The 21559-nt window shown below is 64.6% G+C and carries 19 protein-coding genes; 5 read left to right on the top strand and 14 right to left on the bottom strand.

The features are described 5' to 3' along the window. Positions 1 to 174 precede the first annotated feature (174 nt). Positions 175 to 660 carry an ester cyclase gene (locus RFN30_RS25305; protein WP_320264796.1) on the top strand — a complete coding sequence of 162 codons (486 nt, stop codon included), beginning with the start codon at positions 175 to 177 and terminating at the stop codon, positions 658 to 660. A gap of 186 nt (positions 661 to 846) precedes the next feature. Here RFN30_RS25305 and RFN30_RS25300 read toward each other — a convergent pair whose 3' ends face one another. The 11 genes from RFN30_RS25300 to RFN30_RS25250 all read right to left on the bottom strand — a co-directional run bounded on the left by RFN30_RS25300 (position 847) and on the right by RFN30_RS25250 (position 11754). Then, positions 847 to 1161, bottom strand: a complete 315-nt coding sequence (locus tag RFN30_RS25300; protein WP_320264795.1) for a hypothetical protein — start codon at positions 1159 to 1161, stop codon at positions 847 to 849. A 40-nt stretch (positions 1162 to 1201) separates the two neighbouring features. Further along, on the bottom strand, positions 1202 to 1564 hold the full coding sequence (locus RFN30_RS25295; RefSeq protein ID WP_320264794.1) for a nuclear transport factor 2 family protein: 363 nt from the start codon (positions 1562 to 1564) through the stop codon (positions 1202 to 1204). A 74-nt stretch (positions 1565 to 1638) separates the two neighbouring features. Then, positions 1639 to 2106: a carboxymuconolactone decarboxylase family protein gene (locus RFN30_RS25290; RefSeq protein WP_320264793.1), complete on the bottom strand. Its 468-nt coding sequence runs from the start codon at positions 2104 to 2106 to the stop codon at positions 1639 to 1641. Positions 2107 to 2214: 108 nt separating this feature from the next. Next, a complete protein-coding gene (locus RFN30_RS25285) occupies positions 2215 to 3768 on the bottom strand; it encodes an alpha/beta fold hydrolase (protein ID WP_320264792.1) in 1554 nt (517 codons plus the stop codon). A 124-nt stretch (positions 3769 to 3892) separates the two neighbouring features. Next, entirely contained in the window at positions 3893 to 4201 is a 309-nt protein-coding gene (locus tag RFN30_RS25280; protein WP_320264791.1) for a formate dehydrogenase subunit delta, read from the bottom strand. Beyond that, positions 4191 to 5015, bottom strand: coding sequence for a formate dehydrogenase accessory sulfurtransferase FdhD (gene fdhD / locus RFN30_RS25275; protein WP_320264790.1), 825 nt, complete (start codon positions 5013 to 5015; stop codon positions 4191 to 4193). The genes RFN30_RS25280 and fdhD overlap by 11 nt, the downstream gene beginning before the upstream one ends. Before the next feature lie 270 nt (positions 5016 to 5285). Next, a complete protein-coding gene (gene fdhF, locus RFN30_RS25270) occupies positions 5286 to 8198 on the bottom strand; it encodes a formate dehydrogenase subunit alpha (protein WP_320264789.1) in 2913 nt (970 codons plus the stop codon). A gap of 10 nt (positions 8199 to 8208) precedes the next feature. Further along, positions 8209 to 9765 (bottom strand): formate dehydrogenase beta subunit, encoded by a 1557-nt coding sequence (locus RFN30_RS25265; protein ID WP_320264788.1) that lies wholly within the window; start codon positions 9763 to 9765, stop codon positions 8209 to 8211. Continuing rightward, entirely contained in the window at positions 9762 to 10241 is a 480-nt protein-coding gene (locus RFN30_RS25260) for a formate dehydrogenase subunit gamma (RefSeq protein ID WP_320264787.1), read from the bottom strand. Before RFN30_RS25260 ends, RFN30_RS25265 begins: the two co-directional genes overlap by 4 nt. 194 nt (positions 10242 to 10435) lie before the next feature. Continuing rightward, the gene (locus tag RFN30_RS25255) at positions 10436 to 11335 is read right to left on the bottom strand and encodes a LysR family transcriptional regulator (protein ID WP_320264786.1); all 900 of its coding nucleotides are present in this window, start codon (positions 11333 to 11335) and stop codon (positions 10436 to 10438) included. Positions 11336 to 11376: 41 nt separating this feature from the next. Continuing rightward, the gene (locus tag RFN30_RS25250) at positions 11377 to 11754 is read right to left on the bottom strand and encodes a VOC family protein (protein WP_320264785.1); all 378 of its coding nucleotides are present in this window, start codon (positions 11752 to 11754) and stop codon (positions 11377 to 11379) included. Positions 11755 to 12028: 274 nt separating this feature from the next. On the opposite strand from RFN30_RS25250, the gene RFN30_RS25245 reads away from it, so the two are divergent. After that, a complete protein-coding gene (locus RFN30_RS25245) occupies positions 12029 to 13213 on the top strand; it encodes an Mrp/NBP35 family ATP-binding protein (protein ID WP_320264784.1) in 1185 nt (394 codons plus the stop codon). Positions 13214 to 13244: 31 nt separating this feature from the next. Here the strand turns inward: RFN30_RS25245 and RFN30_RS25240 are convergent, their stop codons facing one another. Continuing rightward, the gene (locus RFN30_RS25240) at positions 13245 to 13694 is read right to left on the bottom strand and encodes an SRPBCC family protein (protein ID WP_320264783.1); all 450 of its coding nucleotides are present in this window, start codon (positions 13692 to 13694) and stop codon (positions 13245 to 13247) included. A 150-nt stretch (positions 13695 to 13844) separates the two neighbouring features. Here RFN30_RS25240 and RFN30_RS25235 point away from each other — a divergent pair, with 150 nt between their 5' ends. The 3 genes from RFN30_RS25235 (at position 13845) to RFN30_RS25225 (ending at position 18005) form a co-directional block, all read left to right on the top strand. Beyond that, positions 13845 to 15650 carry an IlvD/Edd family dehydratase gene (locus RFN30_RS25235; RefSeq protein ID WP_320264782.1) on the top strand — a complete coding sequence of 602 codons (1806 nt, stop codon included), beginning with the start codon at positions 13845 to 13847 and terminating at the stop codon, positions 15648 to 15650. 373 nt (positions 15651 to 16023) lie between these two features. Then, entirely contained in the window at positions 16024 to 17526 is a 1503-nt protein-coding gene (locus tag RFN30_RS25230) for a flavin monoamine oxidase family protein (RefSeq protein ID WP_320264781.1), read from the top strand. Between the two features lie 80 nt (positions 17527 to 17606). Then, positions 17607 to 18005 carry a hypothetical protein gene (locus RFN30_RS25225; RefSeq protein WP_320264780.1) on the top strand — a complete coding sequence of 133 codons (399 nt, stop codon included), beginning with the start codon at positions 17607 to 17609 and terminating at the stop codon, positions 18003 to 18005. 18 nt (positions 18006 to 18023) lie between these two features. On the opposite strand, the gene RFN30_RS25220 is transcribed toward RFN30_RS25225, so the two are convergent. Further along, a complete protein-coding gene (locus RFN30_RS25220) occupies positions 18024 to 19613 on the bottom strand; it encodes a trimethylamine methyltransferase family protein (protein ID WP_320264779.1) in 1590 nt (529 codons plus the stop codon). Positions 19614 to 19832: 219 nt separating this feature from the next. Continuing rightward, positions 19833 to 21326, bottom strand: a complete 1494-nt coding sequence (pdxR, locus tag RFN30_RS25215) for a MocR-like pyridoxine biosynthesis transcription factor PdxR (protein WP_040993852.1) — start codon at positions 21324 to 21326, stop codon at positions 19833 to 19835. Positions 21327 to 21559: the final 233 nt, after the last annotated feature.

Below are 21559 nucleotides of genomic sequence, written 5' to 3'. Positions count from 1 at the left end.
GGAGAGGTCGGATTGCCCCGATTTGCTCTTCGCAAATCGGTTGGCAATCCGGGTGAGGGGTAAGCTTGACGCCAAGCTGGAACACCCCTCATCCGACCGGGCTTCGCTCGGCCACCTTCTCCCACAGGGAGAAGGAAGACGGAGGCAAGCATTCAACCAGGGAGGAAAACAACAATGCAACGCCGCCAGTTTCTGACATCCGCAGCCATCGCCGCCACGCTTCTTGCCGTGACGCCGTCCTTCGCCGGGGACACCGCGCAGTCGGTGGTCGAGGCCTATGTCGCAGCCTGGAATGCGCATGACTCGGCCAAGGCCGCCGGCTACTTCGCCGACGACGTCAGCTATTACGACGCTTCCGTCGGCAAGCCGGTGGCGGGCAGGGACGCCGCCAAGACCGGCGTCATCGACAACTTCCTCAAGGCCGTTCCCGATGCGGTCTGGACGATGAAGGGCAAGCCGTTGGTCGACGGCGACCGCGTCTCGTTCGAATGGGAGTTCTCCGGCACCAACACCGGCGCCTGGGGAGACGGCACGGCGGCGACCGGCAAGAAATTCTCCATCACCGGCGCCTCGATGTTTTCCATCAAGGACGGCAAGATCGCGACCCAGAGCGACTATTACGACGCGCTCGGCTTCTATAAGCAGCTCGGCCTGATGTAGTACGCGCAACGGTGTCCCCTTCTCCCCTTGTGGGAGAAGGTGGCTTGTCGCGAAGCGACAAGACGGATGAGGGGTGTTCCAGCTTGGCGCCAAGTCACCCCTCACCCGGATTGCCAACCGATTTGTGAAGGACAAATCGGGGCAATCCGACCTCTCCCACAAGGGGAGAGGCGGGTCACCCAGCCGCTACTCTACGATCCGGAGGATCTGCCAGACGCTGGTGCCCGACACGACATAGGGCTCCAACTCCTTGCCCCATTTGGCGTGCGCGTCGATCTTGGCGATCTTGGCGAAGAATTCCTCCAGCTGGGCCAGGCTCTCGACCTCGTGATGGGCCTCGACCGTCGCTTCTCGCGCGCCGACGGAACCGGTCATGAGCCGGAACTTCAGGTCGGCGAGGCCGACCTGCGAGCCGATCTCGCGTTCCCATTTACGCATCATGTCGATCACGGTCTGCTTGTGGCCGAACTTGGCGTCGATCTGCCATCTGGCGCTGAACATGTTGGTTCTCCTCCTTGATAGCGGTTGAGCCCGCGGTTGATCACTCGTCCCAGGCCTGCACGACCGTCTGGCGGGCGATGCGGCCGTTCCTCAGCTCCAGCATCGCCGCGCAGAACACTTTCGTGCCGTCCGGATAGGCGCAGGCCTGCGTGAAGGCGAGGCTGTCGCCCTCGGCGATGGTGGTGTCGACCTTGTGGGTCATCGCCCGACTGCAGATGTCGTCCCAGAAGGTGCTGATCGCCGCGCGGCCGCGGATTTCACGCGGCTTGCTCGGCGGATTGTTGCGGTCGATCACCCGCACAAGCGCATCGTCATTGTAGAAGCTCGACAGCAGCCTGCCGTCGCGGCTCTCGATCGCCTTCTTGATCGCGGCGCCGTCTACGACTTGTGTCTTGGTCGGCATTTTGATCTCCATGGCCCGTCTGACCGGGCGTTCGATTGAGAGCTGCCCGGCATAGCTGCCGGGCAGCCAGTTCCTCACTGCGACTTCGCCTTGGCGAACAGGTCGTCGGTCTGCTTCTTGAAGGTGGCGAGGTCGACCTGGCTGCCGTTGAGCATGGTCGACCAGTGGCGTACGATCGCCGCCATCGCCACGGCCTCCTTGATCTCCTCGTCGCTCGCGCCGTTGGCCTTGGCCGCCAACGTGTGGAAATAGATGCAGTACTGGCAGGGGATCTGCGAGGCGACCGCGAGGCCCATCAGCTCCTTGGTCTTGCCATCGAGGGCGGTCTTGGGATTGAGCTGCACGCCCTTGATCTCGGCCCAGGCGCCGGCAACGGCGACGTCCGGCAGCGTCTTGAACATGTCGGGCACCGAGCCGAGCGTGGCCTGGATGTCCTTGTAGGCGGCGGTGGCCGAAGCGTCTTCGGCCCGTGCCGAGGTGATGGCCAGCAATGCGCCTGCGGCAAATGCCAGCAATCCGATCTTGCGATTCAGTTTCAGCATTTCATCCTCCATTCGCAGTGCCGTCTCGGCGACATCGCCCGGCCTGCATGGGAAGAATTCGTACCGCTTCCAGCGCTCGAGCCGCTTCGCTCGAAAGCGCCATGGCTCTCATGGCCCTTCCGGGCCAGTCTGTCTGGCCGAAAAGGCCGCCGCCGCCGCCCGCGACGGCAGGTCGAGCTTGAGCAATATGTTGGCGACATGCCGCTTGACCGTGTGCTCGCTGAGCTTCAGCTCGGCGGCGATCGCCGCATTGCTCATGCCGTCCGCGATCAGGCTCACCACCTCGCTTTCCCGCGCCGTCAGTGCCGCCGGCTCCATGGCCCTGGGTTTGGGGCGGCAGGCCGGTTCCAGATGCTGTTCCGATGTTGCCTGGACGACCGGCAGCGGCTCGCCCAGCTCGTCGAGGCTGATGCGGCCGGCATCGACGAAACGCAGGCCGGAGCCTGTCGCCAGTTCGGCGACCAGCCGCGAAGCGAGGATATCGCCGCGTCCGGCATGGGTGGCGAGTTGCATCGTCACCCGCGCTGTCAGCCCGACCGGCTGGCCGCGCATTTCGATCTCGCCCACATGCACGCCTTGCGCGCTCGCCACGCCGATCTGCTGCGCCGCATCGCGAAGCGCCGCCGCGCAGCGTATGGCCCGCGCTGGCCCGTCGAAGCGCGAGACCATCAGCTCGCCATGCGTGCCGGCGACGCGCCCGCCATGGCGGCCGATCAGCAGCCGCCATGTTTCCTGGAAGCGCTGGCTGCGCTCGCTCCACATGCGGTCGCCGAGCTTGGCCGTGTCGTAGATGCGCGTCACCAGCAGCGCCGCGAGCACCCGCTCCGTGTCGGCCACCGCCGGCTGGCCGGTGAGGAATTCCTCGATGAGGTCGGCCACCCGGTCGACGTCCCCGGTCCAGATCGGATGGTCGCGCCCGGGTATCTCGACCAGCCGGGCACCATGGATCTTCCTGGCAAGGAAGCGGCTGGCCTCCGCGTCGACGCGCGCGTCGTTGCGGCGGTGGACGAGCAGCGTCGGCGCGTTGATTGCCGACAGGATGCCGCGCACATCGATCCCGGCATTCATGCGGGCCAGCGCCGCCGCGGCGGTCGGGCTGGCCGATAGCCGCTCGAAGCGTGCCCACCATTGGGAAAAATGCGTGTCGTCCACCCGGCCCGGCGCGAAATTGGGCAGGGTGGCGCCGGTGCCCCATGACGTCTCCGCCGTCTCTATGAAGGCTTCCAGACGCTCCGGCGGCATTACCCATTTGTGGAAATGCGCATAGCCGCCATAGAGCACGAGTGACCGCGTCCGCACCGGATAGGTGGCGGCGAACAGCATCGCCATCGGCGCGCCTTCCGAGGCGCCGAGGATCGCCGCGCGGCCGCTGCCGGCGGCGTCCATCACCGCGCGCACGTCGTCCATGCGGGTTTCGAGGCTGGGCAGATGATGGGGGTCGACGCGGTCGGAAAGCCCGGTGCCGCGCTTGTCGAACAGGATCAGCCGCGAGAAGGCCGAGAGCCGCTTCAAGAGGCGGCTGTAGCCTTCGTCCTCCCATTGCAGGTCGAGATTGGAGATGAAGCCCGGCACGAAGACGAGATCGAACGAACCCTGACCGACCACCTGGTAGGCGATCCGCACATCCCCGCTACGGGCGTACCTGGTCTCGATCGGCCTCACGCAACTGCCCCGCCGGCCAGACGATTTCCTGTCCGGAACCATAGCAGAACGCCGCCACGCGCGGCAGACAAACTTTAGAGAGCGGAAATTTAAGACCTATGGCGCCGATGGCGCGCGGCAGCTCCTATTTGTGCGGAGCAGTGGCCTCCGCTGGCCTGACATAGCCCAGGCTCTTGTCGGCCTGCTCCGGCGTCAGCGGGCGCTTGATCTTGGCCGAAGCGGCGATCACGAGGTCGTCGAAATCCTCCGGGTCGCCGTCCAGCAATTCGAAGAACTGCCGCCGCATCCTGGGCTCCCAGAACTTGTTGATGTGCTCGGCCACGCCGGTGATGCCTTCCTCGCGCGGCTTCGAATGGAAGAAGGTGGCGATCTGATTGGCCATGCGCACCAGCTTTTCCCTGGTGCTGGCGATGTGGTCTTCGTCATGCGACATGCTTGGCAACTCCGCAGGCCACCCGGTCGGGGTGGGTGAAAATATCGAAATCGTCGCCGCGCACCAGCGCCACCAGCGTCATGCCGGCAGCCTCCGCCGTGCGGATGGCGAGCGCCGTCGGCGCCGAAACGGCCATGATGATCGGGGAGCCGATCGCGGCGGTCTTCTGCACCATCTCGACCGACACGCGCGAGGTGACCACGACGGCGCCGCTCGCACCATCGATGCCGGCCTTCGCCAGCGCGCCGGCAAGCTTGTCCAGCGCGTTGTGGCGGCCGACATCCTCGCGCGCCATCACGATGCCCTTGCCGGGAACGTAGAAGCCGGCCGCGTGCACCGCGCCCGTCTCCGTGTGCAGCGGCTGCAGCTTCGACAGCAGCTTCACCGAACGGGTGACGTCCTCGGCCTCAAGCGTAAGCTTCGACGAACCGACCGCGTCGACCGAACGCATCGCTTCCTCGATGGATTCAATGCCGCACAGGCCGCAGCCGACAGGTCCGGCAAGGCGGCGTCGCCGCGCCTGGAAGCGCGTGTTGGCCTTGTCCTTCAGCTTGATCTGAATGTCGATGCCGGCGCCGAGATCCTCGACCTCGATCGCCTCGATCTCTGCCGGGTCGGCAACGATGCCTTCGGTCAGCGAGAAGCCGAGCGCGAAATCCTCGAAATCGGCGGGGCTCGCCATCATCACCGCATGCGTAGTGCCGGCATAGGAAAACGCCACCGGCGTCTCCTCCGGCACCATGCGGTTCGCAGCCGCAGTGCCGCCGGCGCGACGCGCGAGACGAGAGATCTGAGAGATAGGAGGGCGGGTCACGAGGCGCCACCCTCTGGCCTGCCGGCCATTTCGCTCAGGATATGTCGAAGGCCTCTTACTTCAATCGGCAACTGCTCTCCCAGGCCTTCCCCCACTCCGTCGCTGCTTCGCAGCGCCACCTCTCCCCCCTCCGGAGGGAGAGGAAAGGAGCCAACTGGAATCGCCGCACGCCTTTCCTCTCCCCCGTCGATCGGGGGAGAGCTGTCGAGCGAAGCTCGACGGAGTGGGGATCGATCAGCCGTCAAGATTGAAGCTCTTGCCTCGACACAACTACTCCGCCGCTTCCAGCGGGGCGATCCGCCGGCTCTGGCGGGCCTGCTCGTTATAGTCCTTCTGCCAGTCGGTCGGGCCATTGGACGGCGCTACCTGCACGGCGGTGACCTTGTATTCCGGACAGTTGGTCGCCCAGTCCGAGAAGTCGGTGGTGATCACATTCGCCTGCGTGTCCGGGTGGTGGAAGGTCGTGTAGACGACGCCGGGCGAGACGCGGTCGGTGATCAGGGCGCGCAGCGTCGTTTCGCCGGAGCGGCTCGCCAGCCGCACCCAGTCACCCTCGCGAATGCCACGGTTTTCGGCGTCGTGCGGATGGATCTCCAGCCGGTCCTCGGCATGCCACGCGACGTTCTCGGTGCGCCTGGTCTGCGCGCCGACATTGTACTGCGAGAGAATCCGCCCGGTGGTGAGCAGCAGCGGATAGCGCGGGCCGGTCCTCTCGTCCGTCGCCACATATTCGGTGCGGATGAACTTGCCCTTGCCGCGCACGAAGCCGTCGACATGCATGATCGGCGTGCCGAGCGGCGCCTTCTCGTTGCAGGGCCACTGCACCGAGCCGACGCGGTCGAGCAGATCGAAGGAAACGCCGGCGAAGCTCGGCGTCGTCTTGGCGATCTCGTCCATGATCTCAGACGGATGCGTGTAGTTCCAGTCGAGCCCGATGGCGCGGGCAAGCTCCTGTGTCGCTTCCCAGTCGGCGTAGCGCGCCTTCGGTTCCAGCACCTTGCGCACCATGTTGATGCGGCGCTCGGCATTGGTGAAGGTGCCGTCCTTCTCGAGGAAGGTCGAGCCCGGCAGGAAGACATGCGCGTAGTTCGCCGTCTCGTTGAGGAAGAGATCGTGCACGACGACGCATTCCATCGCGGCGAGGCCGGCGGCGACATGCTTGGTGTCCGGGTCGGACTGCAGGATGTCCTCGCCCTGGATGTAGATGCCCTTGAACGAGCCGTCGACGGCGGCATCGAGCATATTGGGAATACGCAGGCCCGGCTCTTCGTCCAGCTTCACGCCCCACAGACTTTCATAGATGTCGCGCACGGCTTCGCCGGAGATGTGGCGATAGCCTGGCAGTTCGTGCGGGAAGGAGCCCATGTCGCAGGAGCCCTGCACATTGTTCTGGCCGCGCAGCGGGTTCACGCCGACGCCCGGGCGGCCGATATTGCCGGTGGCCATGGCGAGGTTGGCGATGGCCATAACCGTGGTCGAGCCCTGGCTGTGCTCGGTGACGCCGAGGCCGTAATAGATCGCGCCGTTGCCGCCCTTGGCGTAGAGCCGCGCGGCGCCGCGGATAAGCTCCGGATCGACGCCCGAAAGCTTGCCGACGGTCTCCGGGCTGTTTTCCGGCAGGGCGACGAAGGACGCCCAGTCCTGGAACTCAGCCCAGTCGCAGCGCTCGCGGATGAAGGCTTCGTTGAAAAGACCCTCGGTGACGATGACATGCGCCAGCGCCGTCAGCACCGCCACGTTGGTGCCGGGCTTGAGCGGCAGGTGATAGTCCGCCTCGACATGCGCCGACTTCACCATCTCGGTACGGCGCGGATCGAGCACGATCAGCTTGGCGCCCTCGCGCAGCCGCTTCTTCAGCCGCGAGGCGAACACGGGATGGGCGGAAGCCGGGTTGGCGCCGATGATGACGGCGACGTCGGTGAACTCGACCGAGTCGAAATCCTGCGTGCCGGCCGAGGTGCCGTAGGTCTGGCCGAGGCCGTAGCCGGTCGGCGAATGGCAGACGCGCGCGCAGGTGTCGACATTGTTGTTGCGGAAGCCCTGCCGCACCAGCTTCTGAACGAGATAGGTCTCTTCGTTCGTGCAGCGCGAGGAGGTGATGCCGCCGATGGCGCTGCGTCCATATTGATACTGGAGGCGGCGGAATTCCTTGGCCGTATGAGCGATCGCCTCTTCCCACGTCACTTCGCGCCAGGGATCGGAGATCTTCTCGCGGATCATCGGCGACAGGATGCGGTCCTTGTGCGTGGCATAGCCATAGGCGAAACGGCCCTTCACGCAGGAATGGCCGTGGTTCGCCTTGCCGTCTTTGTAGGGCATCATGCGGATGACCTCGTCACCCTTCACTTCTGCCTTGAACGAGCAACCGACGCCGCAATAGGCGCAGGTGGTGACGGCCGAGCGCTCCGGCATGCCCTTTTCGAGCACCGTCTTCTCGCGCAACGCATCGGTCGGGCAGGCCTGCACGCAGGCGCCGCAGGAGACGCATTCCGAAGCGATGAAATCCTCATGCATGCCGGCGACCATGCGCGATTCGAAGCCGCGGCCCTCGATGGTCAGCGCGAAGGTGCCCTGCACCTCTTCGCAGGCGCGCACGCAACGCGAGCAGACGATGCACTGCGCCGGATCATAAGTGAAATAGGGGTTGGATTCGTCGCGGGCGATGTAGTCGACCGCCAGCGAGCCGTGGCCGGGCGCCACGCCGCCCTCTTCCTTGACGTGGTTGCGGCCTTCGACACCGTAACGGTTCTCGGTGAGACCGACAGACTTCGCCACCGCGTCGAACTCGCTGGCGCCGGTCCCGGCCTTCTCGTTCCATCCGGTCGGATGGTCGGAGACGTAAAGCTCCATGACGCCGCGACGGATCGCGTCGAGCCGCTCGGACTGCGTGCGCACCACCATGCCTTCGCCGACCGGCGTCGTGCAGGAGGCCGGCGTGCCGCCGCGTCCCTCGATCTCGACCAGGCAGACGCGGCAGGAACCGAAGGAGTCCAGCATGTCGGTGGCGCAAAGCTTCGGGATCTCGACCCCGCCTTCCATCGCCGCGCGCATGATCGAGGTGCCTTCCGGCACGGTGATGCTTTGCCCGTCGACCGTAAGCGTGACCTGCTTCGTCGCTTTCGACTCCGGCGTGCCGTAATCGATCTCTTCGATGAGCGTCGGGAAGTCGGCCTTGATGTTCATCTGCCAGCTCCTATTCGGCAGCCACGCGCGTCGGCGCCGGCTTGAAATCCTCGGGGAAATGCGTGATCGAGCTCATCACCGGGTAGGGCGTGAAGCCGCCCAGCGCGCAGAGCGATCCGAACTTCATCGTGTTGCAGAGGTCGGTGACCAGAGCGAGGTTCTTCTCTGCCTCGATGCCTGCCGCGACCTTGTCGAGAACCTCCATGCCGCGCGTCGAGCCGATGCGGCAGGGCGTGCACTTGCCGCAGCTCTCGATGGCGCAGAACTCCATGGCGAAGCGCGCCTGCTTCATCATGTCGGCCGTGTCGTCGAAAACGGTGATGCCGGCATGGCCGATCAGCCCGTCGCGCTTGGCGAATTCTTCGTAGTCGAAGGGCGTATCAAACAGTGCGCGCGGGAAATAAGCGCCGAGCGGGCCGCCGACCTGCACTGCCTTCACCGGGCGGCCCGAAGCCGTGCCGCCGCCGATCTCGTCGACGATCTCGCCCAGCGTCAGGCCGAACGCCGTCTCGAACAGGCCGCCATGCTTGACGTTGCCGGCGATCTGGATCGGGATCGTGCCGCGCGAGCGGCCCATGCCGAAATCCTTGTAGTAGGCGGCGCCCTTGTCCATGATGATCGGCACCGAGGCCAGGCTGATGACGTTGTTGATCACCGTCGGCTTGCCGAACAGGCCCTGGATCGCCGGCAGCGGCGGCTTGGCGCGCACCACGCCGCGCTTACCTTCCAGGCTGTTCAAGAGCGAGGTTTCCTCGCCGCAGACATAGGCGCCGGCGCCGACGCGGATTTCCATGTCGAAGGCATTGGGCGAGCCCAGCACATTGAGGCCGAGGACGCCCGCCTTGCGGGCGATCGCGACGGCCTTGTTCATCGTCGCCACCGCATGCGGATATTCCGAGCGGATATAGACGAAGCCCTTGGTCGCGCCGGTGGCGATGCCGGCGATCGCCATGCCTTCGATCAGCACGAAGGGATCGCCTTCCATGATCATGCGGTCGGCGAAGGTGGCGCTGTCGCCCTCGTCGGCGTTGCAGACGATGTATTTCTGCTCGGACGTCGTATCGAGCACCGTCTTCCACTTGATGCCGGTCGGGAAGCCGGCGCCGCCGCGGCCGCGCAAGCCGGACTCGGTCACCTGTTTCACGATGTCGGCCGGCGCCATGGCGACCGCATTCTCAAGGCCCTTCAGGCCGCCATGCGACTTGTAATTGTCGAGCGACAGCGGATCGATGACGCCGCAGCGGGCGAAGGTCAGCCGCGTCTGCTTGGCAAGGAAGGGGATCTTGTCGGGCGCGCCGAGCCAGCGCTTGTGATGGCCGCCCTTGAGGAAGCCGCTGTCGAACAGGCTCTTGACGTCCGATGGCTTCACCGGCCCGTAGGCGACGCGGCCCTCGGCGGTCGCCACCTCGACCATCGGCTCCAGGAAATAGGCGCCGCGCGAACCGTTGCGCACGATCTTGGCCTCGACGCCGCGCTCCTTGAGCTCCTTCTCGATCGCCTTGGCGACCTTTTCGGCGCCAAGCGCCAGCGCGCCGGAATCCGCGGGGATATAGATGCGCGGGATCATGAACGCACCTCCGCGACGATCTCTTCGATCTTCTCGTCGTCGAGCCGGCCGATCACCTCGCCGTCGAGCATCGCCGACGGCGAGCAGGCGCAAAGCCCGAGGCAGTAGACCGGCTCCAGTGTAACTGATCCGTCGCGGGCGGTCTCGTGGAAATCGATGCCGAGCAGCTGCTTGACCTTGGCGGCGACCGCCTCCGAACCCATCGACTGGCAGGCTTCCGCCTGGCAGAGCTTCAAGACATGCCGGCCGGCCGGCTGGGCGCGGAAATCGTGGTAGAAGCTGACGACGCCGTGCACTTCGGCCCTGGAAAGGTTCAGCCCGTCGGCAATGACCGGCAGCGCTGCCTGCGGCACATGGCCGAACTCTTCCTGGAGTTCATGGAGGATCGGCAGCAAGGGACCTTCGAGGCCCTTCAACTCGTTGACGATCGCCGCCGTGCGCGACGCGATCTCGGTACTTGCAGGCTGCATCGGCATGCAGCGCCCTCCCTGGTCGTGGCGGCCCAATATATGTCACCCCATCATATAGAGCGGTTTCGGGGCAACGACATGCACTGGGCGCAATATCGCTAAGTCCTTACGAAATCAGAGGAAACCCTCTAGATCAATAAAGCTGTCTCGTTGCTCGATAGAAAATTTCTATCGAGCTTGGTCAGCCCGCATTGTCTAGCCTAGCGATGGGCACGGAAATCGTCTGCCAGCGCCATCGCCTCGTCCAGCAGCGCCTGCACCAGCGGCGTGTGCGGCTCGCGCGGCGCCGCCACCAGCCCGACCGTGTGGCTGGCATCCGGCTCGACGATCGGAATGGCCCGGATCGGCTCTGAAAAGCCGAATGTTTCCGCGAGGTTGAGCGGCATGATCGACGACCATTTGCCGGTCCGGATGTGCGAGAACAAAACGATCATCGAGTTGGATTCTAGCGTCGGCCGCACCTGCACGCCGGCTTCCGCCAGATGCTGGTCGATGATGCGCCGGTTCTGCATGTCCGGGGTGAGCAGGCAGAGCGGCAGCTGACTGATCTCGGCCCACGTCACTTTGTCGCGGTCGGAATAGGGATTTCCGACCGCCGTGATCAGCTGGTAGCGCTCGTCATAGAGCGGCACGCTGGTCACCCGCCCGAGCGGCTCGTTGTCGAGATAGGTGATGCCGGCATCGATATCGAGATTGCCTAGTAGTGACAGCACCTCGATCGAGGTCCGCGACAGCACCGAAAAGGTGACGCCCGGATGCTTTTCGCGGAACGGCGTCGTCAGCCGCGCCACCATGGCGAGCGCCGTCGGGACGGCGGCGATACGGATGCGGCCGGACAGGCCGCGGCGCGCCGCCCGCATCTCCTCGCGCATGGCCCTTGAGTCGCCGACGATGCGGCGCGCCCACGCCAGCACCTGCCTGCCTTCCGGTGTCAGGCCCTGGAAGCGCGAGCCGCGCATCACGAGCATGACGCCGAGCTGCTCCTCGAGCTGCTTGATGCCGGCCGACAGTGTCGGCTGGGTGACGCCGCACACTTCGGCCGCGCGGCCGAAATGCTCTTCCTTGGCTAAGGCAATAAAGAATTCCAGCTTGTCGATCATCGGCGCAGGCTATCCAGCCCGGCAAGACTGCGCCAGATGGCTTATTTGCCCACCAGGTTCAGGATGTTGCCGTCGGGATCCTTGAACCAGGCGACCTTCATGCCGTGACCGACATGGATGTCGCCTTCGAGCGCCAGGCCGGGCATGTCGTAGTGCTCGAAGGTGACGCCCTTCGACCTTAGCGACTTGACCATCGGCTCGATCTGGTCGCCGACTGCCCAGGTTACCGCGGTCGCCTTGTTGGTCCCGGCGAATTGCGAATGATAGACGTTGATGAGCGTGTCGCCGCTTTTGTAGACGATCAGCTCGCCCTCCATATCGTCAACCTGGCTGAGGCCCAGCGTTCCCGCATAGAAGGCCTTTGCCTTTTCCAGGTCCTTGACCGCGAGATTGGCCGTTGCGTTGCTGTTTGCGAGCATGACGAGTCTCCTTTCTCTCTTGGCTGCACCCTGTTGGCTGCCGCACCGGAAGCCAGGAAAGGAAATAGAGTTGCGCTGGCCTCTGGCGACCGCAGCCTGTGCAATCGGGATGCATCTTTCTGGGGATGCATCTTTCTGGAAGACGAAGGGCGTCCGCGAAACCCGACACGCGCGTGCAAGTTTTTGCAGGCATGTCGCCGCATATGCCGTTCCGAAGCTTGGTTCTCTCCGGGAACTGCATTATCTGAACCGCAAACGCTTGGGAAAAAAGCTCATGCCCGTCAGTAAAGAAACCGTCATCGAGCGCCTGAAGACGGTCAATGGACCGGATTTCACCGGCAATATCGTCGACCTCGGCCTGGTCTCGGAGATTTTCATCGCCGACTCCAAGGTGTTCTTCTCGATAACCGTTCCCGCCGCCCGTGCGCAGGAGATGGAGCCGCTGCGCGCCGCCGCCGAGCGTGTGGTCAAGGAAATCCCTGGCGTCGTCAACGCCATCGTCGCGCTGACGGCGGAGAAGAAGGGCGGCGGCATGGAAGCGCCGGTTCGGCCGCGCCCGGCTCCGCAGGCAGCGCCGCCGCGGCCCGCGCCACAGGCCGCGCCGCAGCGTGCCGCCCCGCAGGCGCCTGCCTCACACAGCCACGGCAAGCGCGGCGTGCCCGGCATCGACGCGATCATCGCCGTCGCTTCCGGCAAGGGCGGCGTCGGCAAGTCGACGACCGCCGTCAACCTGGCCCTCGGGCTGGCCGCCAATGGATTGAACGTCGGCGTGCTCGATGCCGATATCTACGGGCCGTCGATGCCGAGGCTGCTCAACATCCATGGCCGGCCGCAGACGGTCGACGGCAAGGTCCTGAAGCCGATGCAGAATTACGGCCTGAAGGTCATGTCGATGGGCTTCCTCGTCGACGAGGAGACGCCGATGATCTGGCGTGGCCCGATGGTGATGTCGGCGCTCACCCAGATGCTGCGCGAGGTCGAGTGGGGACCGCTCGACGTGCTGGTGGTCGACATGCCGCCCGGCACCGGCGACGCCCAGCTCACCATGGCCCAGCAGGTGCCGCTTGCCGGCGCCGTCATCGTCTCGACCCCGCAGGATCTCGCGCTGATCGACGCTCGCAAGGGCCTGAACATGTTCAAAAAGGTCGATGTGCCGCTGCTCGGCATCGTCGAGAACATGAGCTATTTCCTCGCCCCCGACACCGGCAAGCGCTACGACATCTTCGGCCATGGCGGCGCGCGCCGCGAGGCCGAGCGCCTCGGCGTCACCTTCCTCGGCGAGGTGCCGCTCGAGATGGGCATCCGCGAAAGCTCGGACGCCGGCGCACCGGTGGTCGTGGCGAAGCCCGACAGCGCCGAGGCGAAAATCTATCGCGATATCGCTTCGAAGGTCTGGGATCGCGTCAATGAGGAACGCGGCGCAGCCGAAGCCGCCGTGCCGAGCATCGTGTTCGAGTAGCACGGATATCCCTTCCCTCAAGGGGGAGGGGTCAGCCGCCCACCTTCTCTCCAAACGTCGAGAAGAACTGCCCGGCCAGCTTCTTCGATGTCGATTCGATCAAACGGCTGCCGAGTTGTGCGATCTTGCCGCCGACGTCCGCCTTGGCTGCGTATTTCAGCACCGTCGTATCCGCGCCGTCGGCGGTCAGCGTCACGTCGGCGCCGCCCTTGGCGAAACCGGCGATGCCGCCCTTGCCTTCGCCCTGGATCGTGTAGGAATGCGGCGGCTTGAGGTTCTTCAACATGACCTCGCCATTGAATGTCGCCTTGATCGGCCCGATCTTCAGCACCACGGTCGCGGCCATCTCGGTGTCCGATTTCTTTTCCAGACTCTTGCAGCCGGGAATGGCCTCCTTGAGGATGTCCGGGTCGTTGAGGGCTTTCCACACTTTCGCGACGGGTGCGGCGATGCGCTCCTCGCCTTCGATCACCAAAGCCATCAAGACCTCCCGGATTGCTGACGTCGATTGGTCCTAGCGCGCGGCCCTTTCTCTGTCTATCGCACCAAAGTGCGGGTCTGCGGCGAGTCTGCCTCTTGCCTGCATGAGCGCGTTGTCATATCGATTTGTCATACAAATACGGAGACTACGATGGCAGGCGCCCCCACCAAGAAAAAGAAATTTCGCTCGCAAGAGTGGTTCGACAACCCCGACAATCCGGGCATGACGGCGCTCTATCTCGAGCGTTACCTCAATTACGGGCTGACCCGCGCCGAGCTGATGTCGGGCAAGCCGCTGATCGGTATCGCCCAGACCGGCTCCGACCTATCGCCCTGCAACCGGCACCATCTCGAGCTCGCCAAGCGCGTGCGCGAAGGCATCGTTTCGATGGGCGCCATCCCCTTCGAGTTCCCGTGCCATCCGATTCAGGAAACCGGCAAGCGCCCGACCGCGGCGCTTGACCGCAATCTCGCCTATCTCAGCCTTGTCGAGGTGCTCTACGGCTATCCGCTCGACGGCGTCGTGCTCACCATCGGCTGCGACAAGACCACCCCGGCGCTCCTGATGGCGGCGGCAACAGTCAACCTACCGGCGATCGCGCTTTCGGTCGGGCCGATGCTCAATGGCTGGCACAAGGGCAAGCGCACGGGCTCCGGCACGATCGTGTGGGAATCGCGCCAGCGGCTGTCGGCCGGCGAGATCGACTATGACGAGTTCATGGATATCGTCGCCTCCTCGGCGCCGTCGACCGGCTATTGCAACACCATGGGCACCGCCACCACCATGAACTCGCTGGCCGAGGCGCTTGGCATGCAGCTGCCGGGCTCGGCCGCCATCCCCGCGCCCTATCGCGAGCGCGGCCAGATCGCCTACGAAACCGGCAAGCGCATCGTCGAGATGGTGCATGAGGACCTGAAGCCGTCCGACATCATGACCCGCAAGGCCTTCGAGAACGCCATCGTCGTCAACTCGGCCATCGGCGGCTCGACCAATGCGCCGATCCACCTCAACGCGATTGCGCGCCATCTCGGCGTGCCGCTCGACAATGACGACTGGCAGAATGTCGGCCTCAAAGTGCCGCTGCTGGTGAACTTGCAGCCGACGGGCGAGTACTTGGGCGAGGACTATCACCATGCCGGCGGCGTGCCGGCGGTGGTGGCCGAGCTGATGAAAGGCGGCCTGTTGCCCCATCCCGATGCGATCACCGCCAACGGCAAGACCATGGGCGACAATTGCAAGGACGCCGTCAACGAGAACCCGGACGTGATCGCCAGCGTCGCCAAGCCGCTCAAGGCCAATGCCGGCTTCATCAACCTCAAGGGCAATCTGTTCGATTCCGCCATCATGAAGACCAGCGGCATCTCGCCCGAATTCCGCGAGCGCTATCTCTCCAACCCGAACGACCCGGAGGCCTTCGAAGGCAACGCCATGGTCTTCGACGGGCCGGAGGATTACCACGCCCGCATCGACGATCCGGCGCAAGGCATCGACGAGCACACGATCCTGTTCATGCGCGGCGCCGGCCCGGTCGGCTATCCGGGCGGCGCCGAGGTGGTCAACATGCAGCCGCCGGCCTACCTCATCAAGAAGGGCATCCATTCGCTGGCCTGCATCGGCGACGGCCGCCAGTCCGGCACGTCGGGCTCGCCGTCGATCCTCAACGCCTCGCCGGAGGCGGCAATCGGCGGCGGCCTTGCGCTGCTCAGGACAGGCGACCGCGTCCGCATCGACCTGAAGAAAGCCACGGCCAATATCCTCGTCAGCGACGAGGAGATCGCCAGGCGGAGGGCCGAGCTCGAAAGTAACGGCGGCTATCACTACCCCAAGCACCAGACGCCGTGGCAGGAGATCCAGCGCGGCATGGTCGACCAGTTCTCGGCCGGCATGGTGCTGAAGCCGGCGGTGAAGTACCAGGACGTCGCGCGCACCAGCGGCGTGCCGCGCGACAATCACTGAGCGTCATCGGTCTCATGAAAACACGGAATGCTGGCCGTCAGGCCAGCATTCCGGGTCAATTGCTATTGCTGCTCAAAGAACCTAAAGCGCGTCGCTTGAAACGTTTTCAGGGGCGACGCTTTAGGTCGGTGTTCCACCTGAGGATGGAGCGATAGCGGTGATACTGGACAGCCGCCCAGCTTTGCGGATGACCGGTGCCTGATACTGTTTCTTCATAGTGCCTTGCCCCCCTGGCGGCCAATTGCCCGTTGTCAAATCCGATTTGCCATGCAGATCGGTACGATATTACGCTTTACTGTTAGTTTCCGGTATTCCTGCACGAAATCAAGAGGCGGCTCACAGGCGCCCCCCCATGCGAGATTGATACTCGGCGATGGCACAGGCAGTATCCTGCGGGAAAGAACCCCTCGACATCGCCGTCGTCGGCGCGGGAATGGCCGGCCTGTTTCTCGCGTGGCGTTTGCTCTCGGAAACGCGGCCGGCAAAGGTTGCGGTCTTTGAAACCACGAGCCGCGTCGGTGGTCGCGCTTCGACGGTCTCTTTCCCGGGTGAGCCGGACTTCAGCATCGATCTCGGCGCCATGACGCTGATGCCGCAGCACCGACTGCTGCGGAACCTGTCTGCCGCTGTTGGCGTGACCGTGTCCGACCCGATTATCGCCACAGGGGCGAACCGGTTGCACCTGCGCGGCAAAAGCCTCTCCTACAGCCAGATTTCGCGCTTTGCTCCGCGTCGTCTGTTTCCCTACCAAGTATCGCGGCGCCTGCAGGCCAAGGGCCCGTCTCGCCTGCTTAGAAAAGCAGCCGCGAAAATCGTCCCCGGTTCCGAGACGTTTGGCAGCGATGAATGGAACAGAGCGGCAGGCTACATTTACCGCGGGCGCAAGCTCATCGATTGGTCGGCTTGGGAGGCCCTGTCGACGGTCCTTCGACCCGACGAATTGGCCTTCGCGGAGGATGCCGTAGGCTATTCGCTGTTGCTCCGCGGGCCCAATGCCGCGGAGACCTTCAGGCTCGCGCTTGGCGAGCTGAGCGGTGGCCTTTCCTACCTCGCTCCCGACGGCGGCTTCCAGCCGATCGCAGAGCGGATCGCCGAGCAGATCGTCAGTCTCGGCGGGGCCATCAGGACGAATCACACCGCCATCTCCGCAAGGAGATCGGCGCAGGGACTGGTGTTGTCGGTCGCCGGCGACGGCGAGACCTTCGAGGTCCAAGCCCGCAAGGTCGTGCTGGCGCTGCCGGCGCTGCCGCTGCGAATTTTGGTCGAAAACACGCAGTCGTTCCTCGGCAGAAGCGTGGCTGAAAAGATTGGCCGCGCGCAACCCTGGCCGATGCTGACGCTCGCCGCATGCTATCCCGCTGCGTGGTGGGAACGACAAGGCATCAAAGGTGGCCATAGCGTCACCGATCTGCCGGCCCGTCAGATCTGGCATTTTGCCCGCCCGACAGCCGTTGATGGTTCGGTCCGCCGCGGGGCCGTCGTTGCCTATTGTGACGGCCCGCACATCGACTATTGGAGGAAACTGCTGCCGCAGCTCGATCCCCACACTGGCTTCGCGCCGCTGCCGGAAGGACATCCGGCGCTCGAGGCTTTTCACGAACAGATGTTCGAAGTTTGCCGGCCGTCAGGTGCCCAGCCGGAGCCGACCGGCGGGTTTGCGCAGGATTGGGGTGCTTCGGCCTATGGCGGCGCATCTCACGTTTGGAGCCGCGGCACCGACATCGCGACTGTGGCGCCAGGCATCCGAACGCTCGCGCCCGACCTCCATATCTGCGGCGAGGCCTGGTCCAACAGCCATGGCTGGATCGAGGGTGCCCTGGAGAGTGCCGAAGATCTCCTGCAGCAGGAATTCGGCCTCAAAGCTTGGCTGGCCTGAACGGCAGTCGGCGAAAGGGCGCGCTACAAAAGCGTCGATGACCCCATATGAATGATGGACATCGGATTGAAAGGACCATCATGGCGAAACGGCGCTCTTCCCTTGGCTTCCTCGGCATGTTCGGCCGCTCCGGCGACCTGCGGCAGTTGGACGACGCCTTGCGCGCGGCCGACCTGCATCCCGCGCTGGTGCCGGAGGGCGTAAAACTCACCATCGTCAATTTGCTGAATGACCGCTGGCCGGATGAGCCGCCGCCGCAGGCCTATCAGTCGGTGGCGCAACTCTGCAGCTATTGCATCGCCGGGCCTGAAACTTTCGAGCAGGCCAATGGCAGGGAGCCGACGCTGGAAGCCGAGCGCCGCATCGAGGCGGCGCTCGAAGCCGGCGACAGCTTCGACGCGCAGATCGTACTGATGACGCTGCACGCAAAGCTGATCAACGCCGAGGTCGTCGAGCGCTACGGGTTGAGCGCAGAGTAGGATACGAGAGCGGAGAGATCAGCCGCCCATCTTGTTGCGCGGCAACTTGATCATCTCGCCGAAGCGGGCGCGCAGCTTGTCGTCGACGAGCCGCGACACATGCCGCGGGAAGCGCTCGGCAAGCACGCGCTTCTTCTCGGCGATCGCCCGCTGCAGGATGTCGGGTCGGCCCTTCTCGTTCCATTCCTTGGGCGAGAAGCGGTCGCCGACGGCGGGATAGAAATATTCGGTCTGCATCAGCTTCAGCGTCTGCTCGTTGCCGAGATAGTGGCCCGGCCCCTTGAGGCAGACATCGGAGATCGTGTCGATCGACAGTGCGTCGTCGGTCACCTCGATGCCGCGCACGCAGCGCAGGCAGTGGCCAAGCATGTCGTTATCGATGATCAGGCTTTCGAGGCAGAAGCCGAGCAGCGAGGCATGCATGCCGGCAGATTCATAAACCAGGTTGAGGCCGGAGAGCCCCGCCATCACATTGGTGATGCCCTTTTCGTAGCCGGACTGGATGTCGGGCAGTTTCGAATCCGTCATGCCTGCGGCCGAACCGCCCGGCAGGTCGTAATATTGCGCCATCTGCGCGCAGGCCGCGGTCAGCACCGACTGCTCGGCCGAGCCGCCGGACATGGCGCCGGTCCTGAGGTCGGAAACGAACGGCCAGGTGCCGAAAATCGCCGGATGGCCGGGCTTTATCGCGTTGACATAGACGAGGCCCATCAGCACTTCGGCCACCGCCTGCACGACCGCGCCGGCAATCGCGGCGGGGGCCGTGGCGCCGGCCTGGCCGGCGGACAGGAGAAGAATTGGAATGCCGCCCTCGACGCAGGCTTCGAGCACGCCGCAGGCGTCCTCGGCGAATTTCATCGGCGGCACCACGAAGCAGTTCGAGTTGGACACGAACGGCCGCGCCCTGAAATTCTCCTCGCCGCCGGCGATCGCATAGAGCATCTCCAGCGCCGGCTTGACGTTCTCGCGCACCGTGAACGAGGTGCCGACATGCTTCGACGTTCCCATCACGCAGGCATAGAGCGTGTTGAAGTCCATCTCGAGCGGATCGGGAATGTCGCGCGGCACCATGGTGCGCTGGAAGAAATGGATGTTGTCGAGCCCATCGACCAGTCGGGCGGCGTCGTAGATGTCTTGCAGCTGCGATTCGCGGTATTCGCGCTTCTCGACATCGACCAGATGCACTGCGGCACCCGCCGTGCCGTAATGCACGCGCTTGCCCTGGATCACCATATCGTGCTTGGGGTCCTGGCCGTGAAGCGTGAAGTGGCGCGCTGCCTTCTTGATCGTGTCGAGCACCAGCGCGCGCGGCAGGCGGATGCGCCCGTCGTCGCCATAGGTTGCGCCGGCCTTGGTCAGCGCCTCGATGCAGGAGGGGATGGCGTTGGCGAAGCCGACCGTTTCCAGAAGCGTCAGCACCGCCTCGTGGATGCGCTCGCGGTCATTCTGGCTCAATGGCCCGTAACTGCCGCCTTCGAGGCCTGGCCGCACCGGACGGATGTCGTCGGCTAAAGGCGCCGCCCGCATTGCGCGGCGCGCTTCGCGCCCGCCGGATCGCCGCGAACGCTGGTCCGACGACGCTTCCTGCTTCTCAAGAGCCACTGACATGGAAAGCACTCCACCTTTAGCTTTTCAGGGGCAGGGTGCGTGGCGGTTGGTCCACCATCGGCCTGCCTCGTCCCCTATAGGCCCGACTATGCCGCTGGCATTGGTACAGCCTATGAGCCAGCCTGTCCCGTCGAATATGCCAGGATGCTAAAGCAAGCAGGGTGCAAAACAAAAGGGAGCCGACTCGCGCCGGCTCCCATCTAAAAAATCTGTCCGCGGTCAGGCCGCCGCGGGCCGGCGTCCGGCTGCCGTGGCGAGTTCCCGGATGCCGGGCTCGATGTGCTGCAGTGAGATCGAAGAGATGCCCAACCGCATGAAACGAGAGGGCTTTTCGCTGCGGTCGAAGAACCGGTCGCCGGGTTCGATGATGACGCTTCGCGAGGCGGCTGCTTCCGCAAGCCCTCGTGAATCGGTGCCGCGCGGCCCTTCCAGCCAGAGCGATGTGCCGCCCGCCGAGTCGGTCGAACGCCACTCTGGCAGGAAAGCGGAAATCGCATGGACCAGACGCTTGCGCCGCTCATCGAAGGCGGCGGAGAGCCTGCGTACCAGCGCCTCGTGATGGCCGAGCGACAGGAACAGCGCCACCGCGCGCTGGTTGTTCGCCGGCGGGTGTCTCAGCATGAAGCGGCGCAGCGCGCGAAGCTCGGCGATCAGCCCGGCCGAGGCCACGATGTAGCCAAGCCGGAGACCCGGAGCCAGCGTCTTCGACATCGAGCCGACATAGATGACCCGGCCCGAGCGGTCGAGGCTCTTCAGCGCCTGCTGCGGTGCCTCGTCGAGAAGCTGGCTGTCATAGCCGTCTTCGATGATGATCTGATTGTTGCGATTGGCCCGCGCCAGAAGATCCTGCCGCCGCTCCGCCGACAGCGGCACCATCGTCGGGCAATGGTGGCTGGGGGTGACGAAGACGAAGCCGGAATCGCTGGGGATTGCCGAGGTCACGATGCCCGACTGGTCGACCGGAACCGGCTGGATATCGGCGCCGGCCAGCCGAAAGATCGAGCGGGCATCCGGATAGCCGGGGTCTTCCATCGCCACCTTCGAGCCCTTGGTCATCAGCAGCGAGGCGAGCATGTAGAGCGCGTTCTGCGCGCCCAGCGTCACGATGATCTCGTCCGGATTGGCGAAGATGCCGCGGCGCGGCAAAAGCCGGGCTTGGATCTGCTCGATCAGCAGCGGATCGTCGCGGTCCACCATGTCGGACGCCCAGTTGCGGATCTCCAGCACCGCGAGCGCCATGCGGTTGCACTCGCGCCATTCGGCGGTCGGGAACAGCGCCGGGTCGAACTGGCCGTAGACGAACGGATAGGAGGACTTGATCCAGTTGTCGTGCTTGGCCGGCGGCGGCATGTCGCTGGCGGCGATCTGCCGGCGTGCCTTCCAGTCGATCTCGTTCTGCTGGTCGGGCGCCTTCTGGTGCGGCTTGGCGGGAGTGGCCAGCACGTCAGGGTTGACGAAATGGCCGCGCCGCTCGCGTGCCACCAGGAAGCCCTGGTCGACCAACTGCTGGAAGGCAAGCACCACCGTGCCGCGGGCAACCCCAAGTTTTTCCGCCAGAATTCGGCAGGACGGCAGCGGCATCGAAGCGGCGATTTGGCGGTCGAGGATGGCTGCGACGATCGCCTGGCGGATCTGAGCCTGGAGGGTTTGTCCGGATTCGGCCGAAATCCGGAACAGGCCGGACCATATGGCCGTGTCATTGCGCTGTGGCATGGGAAATCTTCCTCGGATGGCCAGCTGTTTTCACTTGGCTGGACCAGTCAAGTGTAGGGGTGGCACAAGGGGTTGCGCCAATCAATTTTTCTGATCGCTGGGATTTATGCCAGTGATCCATTGGTCATGAAGTGATCCATTGGTCACGAAGTGATCCATTGGTCATGAAAGTGATCCATTGGTCACGAAACTGTATTGCAACGCATCATCAAAGCGTGATGCGCTGCGGCATC

The sequence above is a fragment of the Mesorhizobium dulcispinae genome (genome assembly GCF_033977345.1).
In the GTDB taxonomy this organism is placed as follows: Bacteria; Pseudomonadota; Alphaproteobacteria; order Rhizobiales; family Rhizobiaceae; genus Mesorhizobium; species Mesorhizobium dulcispinae.
The sequence above is the reverse complement of the archived record's forward strand: the minus strand, read 5'-3'. Positions and strand labels throughout refer to the sequence as shown.

Bases quoted from the DNA above. Each gene is read 5' to 3' on its own strand.
- RFN30_RS25225 (WP_320264780.1), top strand. From the start codon at position 17,607: ATGGCGAAACGGCGCTCTTCCCTTGGCTTCCTCGGCATGTTCGGCCGC.
- RFN30_RS25265 (WP_320264788.1), bottom strand. From the start codon at position 9,765: ATGATCCCGCGCATCTATATCCCCGCGGATTCCGGCGCGCTGGCGCTT.
- fdhF (WP_320264789.1), bottom strand. From the start codon at position 8,198: ATGAACATCAAGGCCGACTTCCCGACGCTCATCGAAGAGATCGATTAC.
- RFN30_RS25295 (WP_320264794.1), bottom strand. From the start codon at position 1,564: ATGCCGACCAAGACACAAGTCGTAGACGGCGCCGCGATCAAGAAGGCG.
- RFN30_RS25305 (WP_320264796.1), top strand. From the start codon at position 175: ATGCAACGCCGCCAGTTTCTGACATCCGCAGCCATCGCCGCCACGCTT.
- RFN30_RS25250 (WP_320264785.1), bottom strand. From the start codon at position 11,754: ATGCTCGCAAACAGCAACGCAACGGCCAATCTCGCGGTCAAGGACCTG.
- RFN30_RS25260 (WP_320264787.1), bottom strand. From the start codon at position 10,241: ATGCCGATGCAGCCTGCAAGTACCGAGATCGCGTCGCGCACGGCGGCG.
- RFN30_RS25290 (WP_320264793.1), bottom strand. From the start codon at position 2,106: ATGCTGAAACTGAATCGCAAGATCGGATTGCTGGCATTTGCCGCAGGC.
- RFN30_RS25240 (WP_320264783.1), bottom strand. From the start codon at position 13,694: ATGGCTTTGGTGATCGAAGGCGAGGAGCGCATCGCCGCACCCGTCGCG.
- RFN30_RS25300 (WP_320264795.1), bottom strand. From the start codon at position 1,161: ATGTTCAGCGCCAGATGGCAGATCGACGCCAAGTTCGGCCACAAGCAG.
- RFN30_RS25220 (WP_320264779.1), bottom strand. From the start codon at position 19,613: ATGTCAGTGGCTCTTGAGAAGCAGGAAGCGTCGTCGGACCAGCGTTCG.
- RFN30_RS25230 (WP_320264781.1), top strand. From the start codon at position 16,024: ATGGCACAGGCAGTATCCTGCGGGAAAGAACCCCTCGACATCGCCGTC.
- RFN30_RS25255 (WP_320264786.1), bottom strand. From the start codon at position 11,335: ATGATCGACAAGCTGGAATTCTTTATTGCCTTAGCCAAGGAAGAGCAT.
- RFN30_RS25245 (WP_320264784.1), top strand. From the start codon at position 12,029: ATGCCCGTCAGTAAAGAAACCGTCATCGAGCGCCTGAAGACGGTCAAT.
- RFN30_RS25235 (WP_320264782.1), top strand. From the start codon at position 13,845: ATGGCAGGCGCCCCCACCAAGAAAAAGAAATTTCGCTCGCAAGAGTGG.
- pdxR (WP_040993852.1), bottom strand. From the start codon at position 21,326: ATGCCACAGCGCAATGACACGGCCATATGGTCCGGCCTGTTCCGGATT.
- RFN30_RS25280 (WP_320264791.1), bottom strand. From the start codon at position 4,201: ATGTCGCATGACGAAGACCACATCGCCAGCACCAGGGAAAAGCTGGTG.